The 17669-nt window shown below is 36.2% G+C and carries 17 protein-coding genes, 1 pseudogene and 1 other annotated feature; of the genes and pseudogenes, 13 read left to right on the top strand and 5 right to left on the bottom strand.

What is annotated here, in order from left to right:
* Positions 1 to 101: 101 nt before the first annotated feature.
* From ACQKNI_RS21140 to ACQKNI_RS21125, 4 genes and pseudogenes are all read left to right on the top strand, one after another.
* Complete coding sequence (locus ACQKNI_RS21140) at positions 102 to 473, top strand: DnaJ family domain-containing protein (RefSeq protein ID WP_098841158.1); 372 nt, start codon at positions 102 to 104, stop codon at positions 471 to 473.
* Positions 474 to 483: 10 nt separating this feature from the next.
* On the top strand, positions 484 to 798 hold the full coding sequence (locus tag ACQKNI_RS21135) for a thioredoxin family protein (RefSeq protein ID WP_098841157.1): 315 nt from the start codon (positions 484 to 486) through the stop codon (positions 796 to 798).
* Positions 799 to 811: 13 nt separating this feature from the next.
* Positions 812 to 1051, top strand: a complete 240-nt coding sequence (locus ACQKNI_RS21130) for a hypothetical protein (protein ID WP_088231764.1) — start codon at positions 812 to 814, stop codon at positions 1049 to 1051.
* Positions 1052 to 1145: 94 nt separating this feature from the next.
* Positions 1146 to 1283, top strand: a pseudogene (locus tag ACQKNI_RS21125) (MFS transporter); the annotation flags it as partial.
* Between the two features lie 115 nt (positions 1284 to 1398).
* Here ACQKNI_RS21125 and ACQKNI_RS21120 read toward each other — a convergent pair.
* Together ACQKNI_RS21120 and ACQKNI_RS21115 are read right to left on the bottom strand one after the other, a co-directional pair.
* Entirely contained in the window at positions 1399 to 2682 is a 1284-nt protein-coding gene (locus tag ACQKNI_RS21120) for an MFS transporter (protein WP_098357427.1), read from the bottom strand.
* A 108-nt stretch (positions 2683 to 2790) separates the two neighbouring features.
* Positions 2791 to 4104, bottom strand: coding sequence for an ectonucleotide pyrophosphatase/phosphodiesterase (locus ACQKNI_RS21115; RefSeq protein ID WP_427282675.1), 1314 nt, complete (start codon positions 4102 to 4104; stop codon positions 2791 to 2793).
* Between the two features lie 154 nt (positions 4105 to 4258).
* On the opposite strand from ACQKNI_RS21115, the gene ACQKNI_RS21110 reads away from it, so the two are divergent.
* Positions 4259 to 4552, top strand: a complete 294-nt coding sequence (locus ACQKNI_RS21110) for a YesK-like family protein (RefSeq protein ID WP_060629394.1) — start codon at positions 4259 to 4261, stop codon at positions 4550 to 4552.
* 93 nt (positions 4553 to 4645) lie between these two features.
* Positions 4646 to 4852, top strand: a binding site (T-box leader).
* A 47-nt stretch (positions 4853 to 4899) separates the two neighbouring features.
* Positions 4900 to 6330, top strand: a complete 1431-nt coding sequence (gene proS, locus ACQKNI_RS21105; RefSeq protein ID WP_098882491.1) for a proline--tRNA ligase — start codon at positions 4900 to 4902, stop codon at positions 6328 to 6330.
* Positions 6331 to 6444: 114 nt separating this feature from the next.
* Here the strand turns inward: proS and ACQKNI_RS21100 are convergent, their stop codons facing one another.
* Positions 6445 to 7359, bottom strand: coding sequence for an LPXTG cell wall anchor domain-containing protein (locus tag ACQKNI_RS21100; RefSeq protein ID WP_098882492.1), 915 nt, complete (start codon positions 7357 to 7359; stop codon positions 6445 to 6447).
* A gap of 295 nt (positions 7360 to 7654) precedes the next feature.
* On the opposite strand from ACQKNI_RS21100, the gene ACQKNI_RS21095 reads away from it, so the two are divergent.
* From ACQKNI_RS21095 to ACQKNI_RS21065, 7 genes are all read left to right on the top strand, one after another.
* Positions 7655 to 8533 (top strand): ROK family protein, encoded by an 879-nt coding sequence (locus ACQKNI_RS21095; protein WP_098882493.1) that lies wholly within the window; start codon positions 7655 to 7657, stop codon positions 8531 to 8533.
* A gap of 128 nt (positions 8534 to 8661) precedes the next feature.
* Positions 8662 to 9258, top strand: coding sequence for a TerD family protein (locus ACQKNI_RS21090; RefSeq protein ID WP_088231757.1), 597 nt, complete (start codon positions 8662 to 8664; stop codon positions 9256 to 9258).
* Between the two features lie 23 nt (positions 9259 to 9281).
* Positions 9282 to 9866, top strand: coding sequence for a TerD family protein (locus ACQKNI_RS21085; RefSeq protein ID WP_140417425.1), 585 nt, complete (start codon positions 9282 to 9284; stop codon positions 9864 to 9866).
* Between the two features lie 79 nt (positions 9867 to 9945).
* Positions 9946 to 10524, top strand: coding sequence for a TerD family protein (locus ACQKNI_RS21080; RefSeq protein ID WP_088231755.1), 579 nt, complete (start codon positions 9946 to 9948; stop codon positions 10522 to 10524).
* Positions 10525 to 10596: 72 nt separating this feature from the next.
* Positions 10597 to 11388, top strand: a complete 792-nt coding sequence (locus ACQKNI_RS21075; RefSeq protein ID WP_088231754.1) for a TerC family protein — start codon at positions 10597 to 10599, stop codon at positions 11386 to 11388.
* A gap of 109 nt (positions 11389 to 11497) precedes the next feature.
* Positions 11498 to 13129, top strand: a complete 1632-nt coding sequence (locus tag ACQKNI_RS21070) for a YceG family protein (protein ID WP_427282674.1) — start codon at positions 11498 to 11500, stop codon at positions 13127 to 13129.
* 18 nt (positions 13130 to 13147) lie between these two features.
* Positions 13148 to 14230, top strand: a complete 1083-nt coding sequence (locus ACQKNI_RS21065) for a toxic anion resistance protein (protein ID WP_088231752.1) — start codon at positions 13148 to 13150, stop codon at positions 14228 to 14230.
* Positions 14231 to 14418: 188 nt separating this feature from the next.
* Here the strand turns inward: ACQKNI_RS21065 and ACQKNI_RS21060 are convergent, their stop codons facing one another.
* Complete coding sequence (locus tag ACQKNI_RS21060; RefSeq protein ID WP_088231751.1) at positions 14419 to 17085, bottom strand: cation-translocating P-type ATPase; 2667 nt, start codon at positions 17083 to 17085, stop codon at positions 14419 to 14421.
* Positions 17086 to 17278: 193 nt separating this feature from the next.
* Positions 17279 to 17503, bottom strand: coding sequence for a DUF1128 domain-containing protein (locus tag ACQKNI_RS21055; RefSeq protein ID WP_000366197.1), 225 nt, complete (start codon positions 17501 to 17503; stop codon positions 17279 to 17281).
* Positions 17504 to 17669 lie beyond the last annotated feature (166 nt).

The raw sequence follows: 17669 nt of genomic DNA, 5'->3' as shown, positions 1-17669 counted from the left end.
ATAGCGTTTAAAAAACAGTATGGAGTCAATCTTGAACGGTGTAGCAAGATAATGAAATTTCATGTAAAATAATAGTAAAAATATGTAAGGGAGGGAGTAATGTGGATGTGTTTTTGAATATTGCCGAAGAAAAAATTCGACAAGCCATACGGAACGGTGATCTCGATCATATACCGGGAAAAGGAAAACCACTACAATTAGAAGACCTTTCCATGGTACCTCCAGAACTTAGAATGAGTTATAAAATTTTAAAAAACGCGGGAATGATTCCACCAGAAATGGAACTACAAAAAGATATATTAAAAATAGAGGATTTAATCGCTTGCTGTTATGATGAAGCAGAGAGAAAAAAGTTACAAGAAGAATTAACAGCAAAAAAGCTGCGTTTTCAGCAAGTAATGGAAAAGAGAAAGATTAAAGAGAATTCAGCATTTCGTATGTATCAAGATAAAGTATTTCGTAAATTACGCTAAGAGGGATAATATGAATACATTTGAAACGATAGAAGAATTAGCGACATATATTGATGAGAAACAAGTAGTACTTCTGTTCATTAAAACAGAAAATTGTGGTGTTTGTGATGTCATGCTAAGGAAAGTAAATTACGTATTAGAGAATTATGATTACGTAGAGAAAATAGAGATATTGCTACAAGACATGCAAGAGGTTGCCGGGCGATATGCCGTATTTACAGGGCCAACAGTTTTATTATTTTATAATGGAAAAGAAATCCTTCGTGAATCACGCTTCATTTCACTTGAAAATTTAGAAAGAACCATTCAATTATTAGAAGGTTAAGGGAGGTTTTTATATGGAATTTATTATTGTCATACTATTATTTGTTGTAATTGGAATCATTGTAACAGCTGTTCGATCAAACAAAAGGAAAGTTAATTTGATGAAACAGAGTAATATGCATAATTCGTCTAACAGCTCATCACCATTATTTTTCTTCGCTGGATCTGATGATAGCTCACATGATGGTGGTTCACATGATTGTGGAGGGTCTTCTGGCGGAGATAGTGGAGGGAGCTGCGGCGGTGGTGATTGATAAGAATACGCCTTATATAGGCGTATTTCTTTTTTAAACAAACGTTTGATTAGTTGGCTTACAGATGCATACAATCAGTTAAACAAACGTTTGATTAAATCTCATTGTCGGTACGCTTAGGATTCAACTTGTACCAGAAAGTATAGTTGGAAGAGTAAACGGAATAATTTTAACGCTGTTTATGGGAGGTATGCTAATTGGTACTGCATTAGCATTTCGTTTAGCGGAAGTATTAGGAACAACTGTTGATAAACTATTTTCTTATAAGCTGTAGGGTCTTTAATTGCAAGACGTTATCGATAAAAATAAAGAAAAAAATCCCCTTCTTATGTGAAGGGGATTTTTTCTTATAGTGTTTTAGCTTTTGGATTAGGTGGTGTAATAGATGTATCATTTTCAGGCACTCTAGTTAATAAGAATCCACCGATAACGAACAGTACAATAATACTAAGTACGCCAGCGTTTGTTTTGCCAGTTAATTGAGTCGTAACACCAACTAATACTGGCCCCATAATGGCTGCGAATTTGCCAAAAATATTATAGAATCCGAAGAATTCATTAGCAGATTCTTTTGGTACTAGTTTGGCAAAATAGGAACGACTAAGTGCTTGAATACCACCTTGAGATGTGGCAACGAGCATTGCTAAAATCCAAAAATCAAGTGTCGTTTTTAAGAAATAAGCATATGTGCAAATAATGATATAAATAATAATACCGACATATAGCATTTTCTTACCGGTAAATGTTTCTGATAGTTTTCCATATAATAAAGCGAATGGACAAGCTACAATTTGTGTGACAAATAATATGATTAATAGATTAGTTGCACTAATCCCAAGATCAGTTCCATAAGCTGTAGACATAGTAATAATTGTGTCGACTCCATCAATGTAGAAAAAGTAAGCGATTAGGAACATAAAGACCGTTTTATATTCTTTAATATTTTTAAAAGTATCAGCAAGGCGTTTGAAGCTCATTCTAATAGGTTTTGGATGACGTTCAATATAGTGTGTTTGCTCAACATTTTTTAGCATTGGAATTGTAAATAACCCCCACCAAAGCGCTGTTATTGCAAATGAAATTTGGCTAGCAATACCGATTGATAGAGGGATAGTTCCTTTTTGAGCAAGAATGATAAGCGCAATACAACCGATAAAAGGAATTGTACTTCCAATATATCCTAAGGCGAAGCCTCTCGTAGAAATTCGGTCCATTCTATCTTTAGAAGTAACATCTACTAAGAATGCATCATAAAAAATATTTGCTCCAGCAAAACCGACTAATGCGAGCATATAGCATCCTAATAATAAGTACCACTGAGAGGTTGGAACAACTGCTAGCATACTTGTAAAGACAATACCGAGTCCAAAGAAAAATGTGAAAAATCGTTTTTTAAACCCTTTATAATCAGCAACTGTGCCGAGAATAGGAGCAAGTATAGAAATTAAAAGTGTAGCGAACGAGTTTGCATATCCCCAATAAGCTGTGGAAGTGGCACCGGACAGTCCAGCTTCTTTTGCAGCTGCTTTAAAGTAAATTGGGAATAATGCAGTTGTAATGACGAGCGAATATACGGAGTTCGCCCAATCGTATAATATCCAGCTTTTTTCTTGTCTGGACATTTTTTTCATATAATGTTCCCCCTTTAATTTGTTCTACTAACAGTGTACAAAAATAAAAATTGTAAAAAGAGAAACAGTGATGATTTTTACATAACTTTTACATATATAAACAGTTCTTTACAATTGAAGTAAATCCTCTACAATTGATCCGTCTGTTTCACCTAAGTGTAAACCGAGTAGTCTAGCAATAGTTGGGCCTTCATCAATTAGTCTCATATACGGGATGGTAACGCCGCTTTGAATACCTTTCCCAGCAACGATAAAAATTGTTTCATAGTTAGGTTTTGTCGGCGAGTATCCGTGAGTTCCAAATGTATATTTTTTACTAGGAGTAACATCTTTTTCAGTAATTTCTTTTATAAAATCCCCTGTATAGTTTTCAGTGAAATAATACCCTTCTTGTGCTTCTAACATGAATAAACAATTGCCGTCTGCACCGCATTCTTTCGCATCTTCATCATGAAGTATAAATTCAATTCCGTTTTGTTTATTTTGAAGCAGTTCTTCAAGGAGTAGTTGTACTTCTCGAATCGTATCTGTATCGTTTTTGTCTTTCACATATACATAGGCGGACCCATCGCAACTTTGGCAATAAGCATTCCAGTCTACTAATTTTCCTTTTGAATTTACGGAGATAAGCCCTTTTTGATGAAATAGTACATTTAATTGAATAGATTTGTTTTCACTTAAAGCGCTATGATCACCAAGAGCGATAATAGTGCTCTCTTCGTATAGTCCACTATCTTTTAAAGCTTGAATAATTTTCCCTAGTCGCTCATCATGTCTATGAATTGCGGCTATTGTTTCTTTTGATTCAAAGCCGTGATAGTGTCTTTGGGTGTCTAAATCGGTGAAATGTACAAACATGACATTAGGCTTTTTCGTCTGGATTGTATGCACAGCAGAAGCAAGTACGAAATCATCAAGTTCAGGTTGTGACAGTCCATTTCGTATATGACCGAAACGACGATTTAAATCTAATTGATATAGTGGGCTACCGCTAAATAATGAAACTAAAACTTGATTTTGCCACGGTCTATTTGGAAAGATTTCTGGTAAATTGTAATCAATATTTGCTCTTCCAGTAACAGGCCATAGAAGGGCAGCCGTCGTTAAATTTGCTTTATGTGCTTGATCATATAATGTTGTTCCTTGGATTGATTTTCGGTACCAATGCCAGTCTGGTGATTCACGTCCAGGTTGAAGTAACGTATTGCTAACAACACCATGCTTATTAGGGTAATTACCAGTTACGATTGTTGAGTGACTTGGATAGGTTACAGAAGGATAGATGGGCTCTACCTTTTCCACAATTGCTCCCTTTTTTATTAGAGATTGGAAATGAGGTAATTTTTGTAGTATAGGAAAATCTAAAGCTGATAAACAGTCGAATGATAAAATAATGACACGATTAGTTAATGCTTTATCCATAAAGTAATCCTCCTAATTATATGAAACCTATTATTATATATTACTATTAATATCTAGTAATAAAAATATGTTTTTGAATAAAATTTACTGTTTATTTTCAGAAAAGTTAAACATATAATTAAGTATAAGGGAATGAATGAGAGGAGGGAATACTGTGGATTTACTAGATGGATTTGGTATCTTTTACATCATTGGTGGCATCACAATTATTCTTGTATTTGCTATTTCGTATTTACTAAAGAAACGGTTTCCAGACAAACAGTTCGACATTATATTTGCACTTAGTTTAATACTTCTTTGCTTAGCGTCCTTTCCCGTTACAATGATGGTTATTGGTGGATGGGAAGGAATGGGATATGGATTTATTGGTTTCTTCGTTCTACTTGGCACACTTATCGGTATGATTGCACATCAACTTGTGAAAATTACGCGGAAAAGCTACGTATAAAACTGTAAAAAATGAAAAGAATATATAAAAATAAGAAAATTCACTCTTGTTTTAGGGTGAAATCTATATTATGATAATCAACAAATTTATTTCGTTATAACGATGAAAAAGGACTAGTACATGTTCAACCTTTTTAGCAGAGAGAGAATCCGTCAGGCTGAAAGATTCTTAAAAAGGCGATATGGAACCTACCTTTGCGTTCTGCATATGCAGCGGGAATTTCCCGTTATCAAAAAGAGAGCATGCGCAATTTTTGTGCATGAATCAGGGTGGTAACGCCGGCAAAGCTCGGTCCCTATTTAGGGGCACGGGCTTTTTTGTATTTTCTAGAAGGAGGAAGACTGACAATGGCAAAAGAACAAGTACAAGCGATTACGAAGATGGAAGAGGACTTTGCGCAGTGGTACACAGATATTGTGAAAAAAGCAGAACTTGTTGATTATTCGAGTGTAAAAGGATGTATGATTCTACGTCCGTATGGCTATGCCTTATGGGAAAATATGCAAAAAGTGATGGATGAAAAGTTAAAAGCATCTGGTCATGAAAATGTGTATATGCCAATGTTTATCCCAGAGAGTTTGTTGCAAAAAGAGAAGGATCATGTAGAAGGATTTGCTCCTGAAGTAGCATGGGTGACACATGGCGGGGATGAAAAGTTGGCGGAACGACTTTGTGTACGCCCTACATCTGAAACTTTATTCTGTGAGCATTTTTCAAAGATTGTGCAATCATATAATGATTTGCCAAAGTTATATAATCAGTGGTGTTCAGTAGTTCGCTGGGAGAAGACAACGAGACCATTCCTTCGTACGACTGAATTTTTATGGCAAGAGGGTCATACGATTCATGAAACAGCAGAGGAATCTCAAAATGAAACATTAAATATTTTAAATCTGTATGCTGCTTTTTGTGAAGATTACCTAGCCATTCCAGTCATTAAGGGACAAAAAACAGAAAAAGAAAAGTTTGCCGGAGCGAAGGCAACTTATACAATTGAAAGCTTAATGCATGATGGGAAAGCACTTCAAACAGGAACATCTCATAACTTTGGAACAAACTTCTCAGAAGCATTTGATATTAAGTTTTTAGATCGTAACGGTAAGTGGCAATATGTACATCAAACTTCTTGGGGTGTATCAACAAGGATGATAGGTGGATTGATTATGGTTCATAGTGATAACAATGGGCTTGTAATGCCACCAAAAGTTGCTCCAGTACAAGTTGTTATCGTACCGATTGCGCAGCATAAAGAAGGTGTGTTAGAAAAGGCGACAGAGTTACAAGGGCGCATTCAAAACGTTGCACGTGTGAAAGTAGATGCTAGCAATAAAACACCTGGTTGGAAATTCAATGAGTATGAAATGAAGGGAATTCCAATTCGCTTAGAAGTTGGTCCAAAGGATATAGAAAAGAATCAAGTCGTACTTGTAAGAAGAGATACGAAGGAAAAAGAATTTATATCAATGGATCAATTAGAGAAACGTATTCCAGCACTACTTGAGGAAATTCATCATTCTTTATTTAATAAAGCAAAAGTATTTCGCGATGAGAACACATATAGTGTGACAAATTTCGAAGAGATGAAAAAAGTAGCTGACGAAAAGCAAGGCTTTATTAAGGCAATGTGGTGCGGAGACCTAGCTTGTGAAGAAAAATTAAAAGAAGAAGTTGGAGTATCTTCACGCTGTATGCCTTTTGAACAAGATTATTTAGCTGATGAATGTATTTGTTGTGGTAAAGATGCTAAGCAAATGGTGTATTGGGGAAAAGCGTATTAATATGCTTTTTGATAGAGGATAAAAAGGACTTTGAGTGCATAATAAAATGCATTTCAAAGTCCTTTTCATTATTATAATTCGTTTTATGTATTTTTTAGATGGAAGGATGTGTTTTTATTTTGCATTTTTACGGCGAATAAACAATGACATACCAATTAGGAATGTTGAAAGTCCCATTAAAATAGAGGCAGGATAATGTGTTGCAGTATTAGGTAACGTATCTCCTTGTTTTTTCGTGTTATCTTTTACATTCCCGCCTTGGGAACTACTATCGCCTTTAACACGGCTGCCGCCCTGAGAGTCATTGCTACCTTGGGAACTGCTATCGCCTTTAACACGGTTGCCGCCTTGAGAGCCACTGCCACTAGAGTCACTGCCACTAGAGTCACTGCCACTAGAGCCACTGCCACTAGAGCCACTGCCACCAGAACCATTGCCACCAGAACCATTGCCACCAGAGCCGCTATCACCAGAACCGTTGCCACCAGAACCGTTGCCATCAGAGCTGCTACCACCAGAGCCGTTGCCACCAGAACCGTTGCCACCAGAGCCACTGTCACCAGAGCCGCTACCACCAGAACCGTTGCCATCAGAGCCACTGCCGTCAGAGCCGTTGCCACCAGAACCGCTACCACCAGAGTCGCTATCACCAGAACCGTTGCCGCCAGAGCCGCTACCACCAGAACCACTGCCGCCAGAGCCGTTGCCATCAGAGCCACTGCCGCCAGAGCCATTGCCACCAGAACCGCTACCACCAGAACCATTGTCGCCAGGGCCATTGCCACCAGAACCGCTACCACCAGAACTGTTGCCATCGGAATCATTGCCGCCAGAACCACTATCATCTTGAGAACCGTTGTTTCCTGGAGGTTTATTATTATCCTTTGAGTTGCCTTCTGCTAAATTAACGTTATTTTGTACAATCGCGTTTGTTACTGGAGAGAAGTTTTCTGTTGCTGCATTACCGATATTCAAACCACTAAAAAAAGATAAAGAAAGTGTTGATGCTAAAATGAAGATTTTCGTCATTGATTTCCTCCTGAAAAATTCATATTCCATCTAAAATACATCCCTTTGTAATATTTCATTGGAAAAAGAGTTTTATGCAAAAAAAACTATATATAGAAAAAGGTGGTGTATTTCTAAAGAGAGAAAAGAGTTAGTGTAAATTCTTTACCTCGTATTAATGGGCTGCCCGTAAAAGTCCGATTGGTGAAGGCTAATAATCAGTGGGATGAACAAAACCCCACTGATTAAAGTTTCAATTTATAAATAGTAGAGTGGTGGAATTCTACACTCATTACAGTAGAGGAAGTGACAGCAGATGAAAGAATATATTGCATTTGATATTGGCGGTACACAAATTAAATATGGAATTGTTTCAGGAACAGGAACAGTACTAAAGCATAAAACAGTTCCAACAGAAATTCATTTGGGCGGGGAACAAATTATTCAAAAACTCATTCTTTTATCAAAAAAATTAATGAATGAACATCCGATTGCGGGAATTGGTATTAGTACTGCGGGGATTGTTAATATTTATAAAGGGATTGTAACGGGAGGGACAGAGCATATTCCGAACTACGCTACTATTCCTATTATTGATAGATTGAAAGAAATATTAAAAGTTCCTGTATCCATTGACAATGATGTGAATTGTGCAGCGTTCGGAGAAAAGTGGAACGGTGTTGGAAGAGATAAAAGAAACTTTATTATGCTCACCCTTGGAACTGGTATTGGAGGAGCGATTTTTATAGATGGAGAGTTATACAGAGGGCATTCGTTTAGTGCTGGCGAATGGGGAAATATGTTGATAGAAGGGAAGGCGTTTGAAGAGGTCGCTTCGATTTCGGGGTTAATTCGTCTTGTACGGAAATATAAAGGTGAAAGTGATTGGGATGGAAAAACGATTTTCGAATTGTATGATAAAGGAGATAGAGAAGTTACGCAAGCAGTTGAGGTTTTCTTTAAACATTTAGCGATTGGAATTAGTAACCTTGCTTATATTTTTAATCCAGAAATGATTGTTATAGGTGGGGGGATTACTGGTAGAGGAAATCAGTTCTTAAAAGAAGTAAAAGAAGAGGTCAGGAAATACTTAAATCAAGAGACTTATAATAATTGTGAGATTGAACTTGCACAAAACGGTAATTGTGCAGGAATGATTGGTGCTATTTACCACTTCTTACATTGGCATAAATAAGTTATATGAATGTTTTCATATAACTGAGAATTTATCCTTTTTCTCACTAGGTAAATAATGCTACAATATAAAAGAAGAATACAATATTTTCCGATTCGGAAAATGCTTTGTAGAAAGGGAGAAACTTCATGCCTATTATTTTAGAAAAAGGTCAAAAGATCGATTTAACGAAAGGACAACCAAAAGTAGCAAAACTACAGGTTGGCTTAGGCTGGGATCCAATTGGGCAATCAGGTGGATTTCTGTCTTCATTATTTGGAAGTAAACCAAATGTAGATTGTGATGCATCTGTTGTTATGTTAGAAGGGGATCGTTTTTTAAACAAAAATGATTTAGTTTACTTCGGAAACAAACTTTCTACTTGTGGTAGTATTATTCATTCAGGAGATAATTTAACAGGTGAAGGCGCTGGTGATGACGAAACAATTTTCGTAGAATTACATAAAGTTCCGAGCCGTATTAATCGTTTAGTATTCGTTGTAAATATTTATGACTGTGTAAATCGTCGTCAAGATTTCGGGATGATTCGTAATGCATATATTCGTATTCAAAACCCGCAAACTGGTGAAGAATTGGCACGCTATAACTTGTCAGATAATTACGCTGGCAAAATGACTCTAATTGCAGGGGAAATGTATCGAGACGGAAACGAATGGAAGTTTTCAGCAGTTGGAGAAGGCACACAAGATAAAAACTTAAGTGAGATTGTATCACGTTATCAATAAAATAAACCGAGGAGGAATTGAATATGGCATCAATTTCATTGAAAAAAGGACAAAAGGTAGACTTAACAAAAACAAATCCAGGTCTTTCGAAAGTTCTTGTAGGACTTGGTTGGGATACGAATCGTTATGATGGACAAAACGATTTTGATTTAGATGTTAGTATCTTCTTAGTAGGTGCGAATGGGAAAGTTTCAGGTGCGGAGGATTTCGTCTTCTACAATAATCCAAAAGGTGCGAATGGCGCTGTAGAGCATTTAGGAGATAACCGAACTGGTGACGGTGAAGGCGATGACGAAACGATTAAAGTAGATTTAAAAAATGTACCTGCACATATCGAACGTATTTGCTTCACAATTACAATTTATGATGGAGAAGGTCGTAGCCAAAACTTTGGACAAGTTTCTAACTCTTTCGTACGTATTCTAGATGAAGAAAAGAATGCGGAATTAATTCGTTACGATTTAGGAGAAGATTTCTCTATTGAAACAGCGGTAGTAGTAGGTGAATTATACCGTCATGCAGGTGAATGGAAATTTAATGCAATTGGAAGTGGGTTCCAAGGTGGATTAGGTTCTCTATGTAATAACTTTGGATTAGATGTAGAGTAATAGATTAATATATCCATCAGTAAATATATATTTACTGATGGATATATTTTTTAAAATTAAATTATAGAGGTGAAAATATATGGTTATTCAATTGCAAAAAGGTCAGAAAATTGATTTAGGTAAAACAAGCCCTGGTTTATCCAAAGCGGTAATTGGTCTTGGCTGGGATATTAAATCTTATGATGGTGGATCTGATTTTGATTTAGATGCATCTGCCTTTTTATTAGATGCGAACGGTAAATGCACGAAGGAAACTGATTTTATTTTCTATAATAATTTACAATCTCCTTGTGAATCAGTTTTACATACAGGAGATAACCGTACAGGTGCAGGTGACGGAGATGATGAGCAACTTGTTGTAGATTTGAAAAAGGTTCCAGCAGATGTGCACAAAATTGCAATCACAGTTACAATTTATGATGGAGAAGGCCGTAATCAAAACTTTGGGCAAGTCGGAAATGCATTCGTTCGTTTAGCAAATGAAGAAACGAATGAAGAAGTTCTTCGTTTTGATTTAGGGGAAGATTTCTCCATTGAAACAGCAGTTGTCTTTTGTGAATTATACCGTCATAATGGACAGTGGAAGTTTAATGCAGTAGGAAGCGGATTCCAAGGTGGATTAGGTGCGCTTGTAAGAGCGTATGGCCTGGATGCATAGAAGGGAAACGATATTCGTTTCCTTTTTTTGACCTTTCTATAAATCTAGCAAAGAATAGGGGATAAAGGTAAGATGAGTATTTTGCAAGGAATCCTTGATACGTATGCTCAGTTTTTCGACTTGGACATGTGGATTAAAGTGTTGCAGGATCCAGTATCTTGGGGCTTAATCGGTACACTTGTTGTACTTGAAGGGTTATTATCTGCTGATAACGCACTTGTATTAGCGGTAATGGTAAAACATCTTCCAGAAGAGAAACGTAAAAAAGCATTATTCTATGGACTTATTGGAGCGTATGTATTCCGATTTATCGCGATTGGAATTGGAATGTACTTAATTAAATTAGCATGGGTAAAAGTGTTAGGTGCACTTTACTTAGCTTGGCTTTCAATTAAATACTTCATTGATAAAAGAAAAGGTAATGCAGAAGACGAGGAAGCTCATGGTATGAACCAAAATAGTATTCTCTTTAGAATGTTCGGTGTCTTCTGGGGAACAGTTGCGATGGTTGAATTAATGGATATCGCATTCTCTGTAGATAGCGTACTTGCTGCATTTGGTGTATCAAATGAAGTTTGGATTTTACTATTAGGTGGAATGCTTGGTATTTTAATGATGCGTGGTATTGCGGGCGTATTCTTAAAATTGTTAGAACGTATTCCAGAACTTGAAACGACAGCATATATTTTAATCTTAATTATTGCAGCAAAAATGCTACTGTCTGTTATTCATATTGAAATGAGTCATACAATGTTCTTTATTATTTTAGTTGTAGCATTTGGAGCAACATTTATACTTCACTACATGAAGAATTCTGGACAAGCTAAGGAAGAAGTTGCAGCTACTAAAAATAATCATAAATAATTGAAATGGGTTTGCTCGTTTTACGAGCGCCCATTTTTTATAACCAAAAATAGTTTATAATAGAAGAAGGACTTAGAAAAAACGTAAATGTTTTTGGAGGTGAACTGTTGTGTTTTCACGTTTTACACTTCAACCATATGCATTAAAAGATGAATCAGATTTAAAGCAATTTGAAACACTTTTAGAAAAACGCCCACAATATGAGCTGACAGAGAATGAGATGAAATTTAGTTATATAGCAAGTCGAATCCTTGGTGTTCCTAATGATGTAGATGAATATTTTAATGAACTGTTTGATTATAGTGAAGCGAAAGGAATCGAAGTTTTACACGAACAAAATTTAAATAAAGTGATTGATTCGGAAAAGCTTCGTCATATTCAAGAAGTGTTTGGATTACATCAAGAAGCACCAAATGGTCTGACAGTAAATAGGCTAGTGGCACACTTATCTGGGAAACAACTTTTACCGAAAGTAGATAACCCTGATTTACAGCATCATATACATACAACGTTTATTTCTGTATTGAAATTATATGAGAAACAACATAATCAATCTTTAAAGACAGAGGGCTTCCGTCGTTTCTTAATCGACATGATTAAATTAAGCGAAAACTACGTAGCAAAGTGGTTCTCTACGATTAATTATAAGAAACAAATGCCACGTATCGTTTGGTATGGTGATGCACAGGAAAGTCGTATATACTTTTTATATTTTCTTATTATGCTCGGTTGTGACGTGCTTTATTATCATCCAGAAGGAAAAGATGGATTTGAGAATGTGGATGAGGACGGCAGGACTTTTGTTGTATCTCACCAAAGCAGTATTTCATTGGAACCATTCCCCGATCGTCGTCGTGAACGCGTCGCAACGGTAGCGTATCAAGCTTCAAAGGAAATTGAGCAAGTACTCCACCATGATAATTCACTATTATATAAACCGTGGCAATTCCGTTCGTATACACCTGTAGCGCGTACGCTAAAAACGACATATGATGAACTCTTTTTAATTACGAAAGAAAAGGCATTTGTACGTCCAACGTTTTATGTTGAAAATAAACATATTTATATCCCGTCTTTATTTGCAAAAATATCAGGTGTGTCAAAAAATGATAAAGAATATTTTCAGCGATTAAAAGCTGTTACATCATTTGATAATAGTTTATTAATTAATACATTTCCGTTTACGAAAGAACAAAAAGCGAATTTTCAATACCATTATCGAGATGCGTTAGATCGAGCTGGGAAATTACACCCTGATTTAATTATGAATAGTCATTGGTGGCCACATAAGCGATTGCCTGAAGGATTGCAGCATGGTATTGCAGAGGCAATCATTCATACGTGTGAAAGTGAAATATGTAAACCAATTGGGAAAGAGACGAAACAAGAGGTAGCACTATATGTTTTCGCACAGCTCTCTCAAATACCACCTAATATTTTAGAACAACTTGAGAAATTTGATTATTCACAAGAGGTACCAAAAATTGTTATATTTAATAATGAGAAGAGCGGAGAATTAACTCGTTCGGATGCTGTTTTATTATTATTTTTAAATCAAATTGGAGTAGATGTATTCCAATTTAATCCAACGGGAAGAAACGATATTGAACCGTATATTGAAGCAGGAGCATTTGATTCACATTGGCTTGAAGAAGTTAATTTCGATCTTGAGTTTCATGGTTCATCAGCCTATAAAAATTTATCACAAACAATAAAAGGACTATTTCGTCCATTTTTATAAGGAAAGGGAGAATACCATATGAATAACCCAGTCATACTAGATCCGAAAACAGAATTAAATGAGCAAACGGCACAAGATGTGCGTTTACAACTTAGACAAGATGCGGAAGTGCAACGTATTTATAATGCGGTAGATATTAAAGATCAATTAGAATTAATCGAACTTGGAAAAGAACCATCTATGGAAATTTCACGTTTCGCTGATCAAATTTTACATACAATGTCTTTATCAAAAATAGAAGACTCTGGTGAATTATTAAAACAGCTTGGTAAAATTATGGACAGATTTGATAGCAAAGACTTTGCGGAAGAGAAAAGTGGTTTCTTCTCACGTATGTTCAAAAAAGCAGATAAAATGATTGAACAAATCTTTAGTAAATATCAAACGATGGGCCGTGAAATGGATAAAGTATACGTGGAAATTACGAAGTATCAAGATGAAATGAAAAAATCAATTGGTACGTTAGATGGCCTGTATGAGCAAAACTTAAAGTATTATTTAGATTTAGAAAAATACGTAGTAGCAGGGGAAATGTTATTAGAGCGTTTAAATACAGAGTTAGTGCCGATGTATGAAGAGCGCGTACGTAATAATGACCAATTAGCTGGTATTGAATTAGAATCGCTTAAAAACTCTGTTGAAATTTTAGAACAACGTATTGATGATTTAGAAAAAGCACGTATGGTTGCGCTGCTTACAGCACCACAAATTCGTATGGTTCAACGTGGTAATAATAAATTAATTGGTAAGATCAATACAGCATTTATTACAACGATTCCTATCTTTAAAAATGGTATCATTCAAGCGGTGAATGCGAAGCGTCAAAAGCTTGTTGCAGATTCTATGGCTGAACTGGATCGCCGTACAAATGAGTTACTTAAGAAAAATGCACAAAATATTGCAACGCAAAGTGTGGAAGTAGCGAGATTATCAGGTTCTTCTAGTATTAAGATGGAAACACTTGAGGAAACTTGGAATATTATTTCAAGAGGTATGCAAGAAACACAACAAATTGAAGAGCAAAACAAACGTGAGCGTGAAGAAAGTCGCAAGCGTATGGCTACATTAACAGAGAACATCAAAAAAGAATTACAAGGATAAAGTGAAACTTTAATCAGTGGGGTTTTGTTCATCCCCACTGATTATTAGCCCACACCAATCGGACATTTATGGGCAGTTAATCTACCACCTAACTTCTTTGCTCAAGCTGAATTTTGAGGTGGGAGTTTTACTGCCCGGCAAATAGTGGGATAAATGAAAAGGCAATGAGGACGAGTCCTCATTGCCTTTTAGTTTCTCTTAACTAATTTAATGATTTCATTCACAACGAGCGGAACGATACTTAATAAGAGAACAAATCCCCAATCTCGCATTGTTAATGCGTGTACACCAAATATATTTGCAAGAGGTGGGATAGAGATGATACAAACTTGCATAAGAACCCCGATAAGAAGTGAGAAGACTAAATATTTATTTGTAAATATCCCAATTGAAAAGATGGATTTTGTTCTTGAACGCAAGTTAAATGAATGAACGAGCTGAGAAAAACTAAGAACGACAAATGCCATCGTTTGAGCATGTAATAGAGCGTCTTCATCGATTTTCTCTGGGAAAAGAGGAAATAAGTTTGTATCTCCAGTATAGAGTTTTGCCCCGACGATAAAGGCTGCTAGCGTTAAGAGTCCAATGAGAACCCCATTGAAAATGAGAAAAGGAATGCTACCGCTAAATAGGCTTTCTTTCGCACGTCGTGGCTTTTCTTTCATCACATCTGAATCTTCAGGATCAACACCGAGTGATAGTGCAGGAAGTGTGTCAGTAATTAAATTGACCCACAAAATGTGGATTGGGCGTAACGGTGTTGCCCAGCCAAGTAAAATGGCTAAAAAGAGAGCTATAATCTCTCCGAAGTTACAAGAAAGTAGGAAGAGAATCGACTTTTTAATATTAAGATAAATGTTTCTTCCTTCTTCAACCGCTTTAACGATAGATGAGAAGTTATCATCTGTTAAAACCACATCTGCGGCGCCTTTTGCTACATCTGTTCCTGTAATGCCCATAGCTACTCCAACATCTGCTTGCTTTAAAGATGGAGCATCATTTACGCCGTCACCAGTCATGGAAACGATGTTACCTTTGTCGCGTAATGCTTTTACAATCTTCACTTTATGTTCGGGAGAGACCCTCGCAAAGACATTTAAATGATTAATTTTACTTGCTAGTTCTGTATCCGAAATGGTATCTAATTCAGTTCCAATCATAATTTCAGATTTTTCTTCAGCAATCCCAAGTTCTTTTGCGATTGCAAATGCGGTGTCTTTATGATCACCTGTAATCATGACTGTACGAATGCCAGCTTTTTTACATTCTGTAATAGAATCTTTTACTTCTGTACGCGGTGGATCAATCATACCGACAAGACCGATAAAGATGAGGTTTTCTTCAAGATGATTTATATCGATATCGTTTGAAGTGTATTGTTTAAATGCGAATGAAAGTACTCTCAAAGCTTCTTGAGACATTGACCCGGCAGCGTCTAATATTTGATTTGTATCAGAATCAGTTAAAACCTCAATTTTGCCGTTTTTAAAAATATGGGTACAATGAGGTAAAAGTTTATCAATAGCGCCTTTCGTCATGCTATAGTAGCTTTCATTGTATGTATGAACTGTTGACATCATTTTACGATCGGAATCGAAAGGTACCTCATTAATACGTTCGTGTTTCTTTTCTAAATCCTCTTTTTGCATGTTAAAAGTGCTTCCAGCAACGAGAAGGGCAATTTCAGTAGGGTCCCCCGTTTGGGATTCGCTACTATAAGACGCATCGTTACATAGCACCATATTTTCTAACAACAGACGTTGTGCATCATTATTCACATTTAAATGTTCTAAGTTGTCGTATGTGTTATCACTATAAAAGTGAGTAACGGTCATTTTATTTTGCGTTAACGTACCTGTTTTATCTGAACAAATAATTGTGACAGAACCGAGAGCTTCTACAGCTGGTAGTTTCCGAACGATAACGTTTTGTTTAATCATACGCTGCACACCAATTGCAAGAACGATGGAAACGATAGCTGGCAAGCCTTCTGGAATAGCTGCAACAGCTAAACTAATAGCAGTCATAAACATTTCTAACGTATCTCGTCCTTGTAAAAAACCGATGAGAAACATAATGATACAAATAGCTACAGCGACAAACCCTAAATATTTTCCTACTTGCGCTAAACTTTTTTGAAGTGGTGTCATATCATCGTCCGCTTCATGTAAAAGGGTAGCAATCTTACCAATTTGTGAGTTCATTCCAGTTTCAACAGCAACACCAACGCCTCTTCCATATGTTACTAGTGTTGACATAAAGGCCATGTTTTTTTGATCGCCGAGTGGTACTTGTTCATCGGTTTGCATAGAAGGATGATAAAGTGCATCCTTATCAACAGGGACAGATTCACCAGTGAGAGCAGATTCTTCAACTTTTAAGTTTGCCGTTTCGATTAGTCGTAAATCACATGGGATATAACGTCCTGCATCGAGCATAACAATATCACCTGGAACGACTTGTTCAGATGGAATTTCTTGTAGTTCACCACCACGTCTTACGATAGCTTTAGGCGTTGCCATTTTCTTTAGTGCTTCTAAAGCGTGCTCAGCCTTGGACTCTTGGATAACACCGATAACTGCATTTAATATGACAACGAGCGCGATAATGCTTGCATCGGCCCATTCTCCTACAAAGGCAGAAATAAGGGCAGCGATAAGAAGGACATACACAAGCACATCATTAATTTGAGCAAAAATCCGCTGCCATAAAGTTCGCTTTTGTTTTGCTGTTAATTCATTTGGGCCAAACTGCTTTAAACGCTCATTTACGCCGTCAGCTGTTAAACCGCTTTGTTCATTTGTTTTAAAATCTGTCAATATTTGATCTTTCGTCTTACTGTACCAATTGCTCATAAGTAAGCACCTCCAGTAAAAACAGTTAGCAATGGTAGTGTTGCTATTATTTGTGAGTAGTATGTATGGAGAAAAAATCTAAGGTGAGGTTCTACTTCCATTGTACAGTATTTTAGAGTTAGTTGAGGGAAAGAGAAGAGTTGTCATGAATTTGTTGGAAATAAAAAGAAGCCTCATATAAGAGAGGCTTCTTTTACTTTTTAATTAATGTACCCAATTCTTCTGTAATAGCTTGCATTTCACTAATGCTGAATGTTTCACGTTTCATAACATGCTCATAAATGTCACGTAAGTCTTCGTACATTTCTTCATTAAAGCTAGCAGCTCTCATCGCACCAGCATTAACCATACGTAATTTTTCTTTAATAGCTTCGACCATATATTCAACATTTTCTTCTGATTTTACGGATAAATCCACCGAAGTGTCCCCCTTTAAAATAACATAAGGTTATCTTAACATTTTTTATCATTTTCGTTAATGAATCTTTTCAATCCTATTAAATTAGTAGGGATTTCCTTTATAATTAATAATTGGTTGTTTATACTATAAATATATATAGAAATGCACCAAGAAGGGAAGAAAC

The sequence above is a fragment of the Bacillus sp. NPDC094064 genome (assembly GCF_050279585.1).
Classification (GTDB): Bacteria; Bacillota; Bacilli; order Bacillales; family Bacillaceae_G; genus Bacillus_A.
The sequence above is the reverse complement of the archived record's forward strand: the minus strand, read 5'-3'. Positions and strand labels throughout refer to the sequence as shown.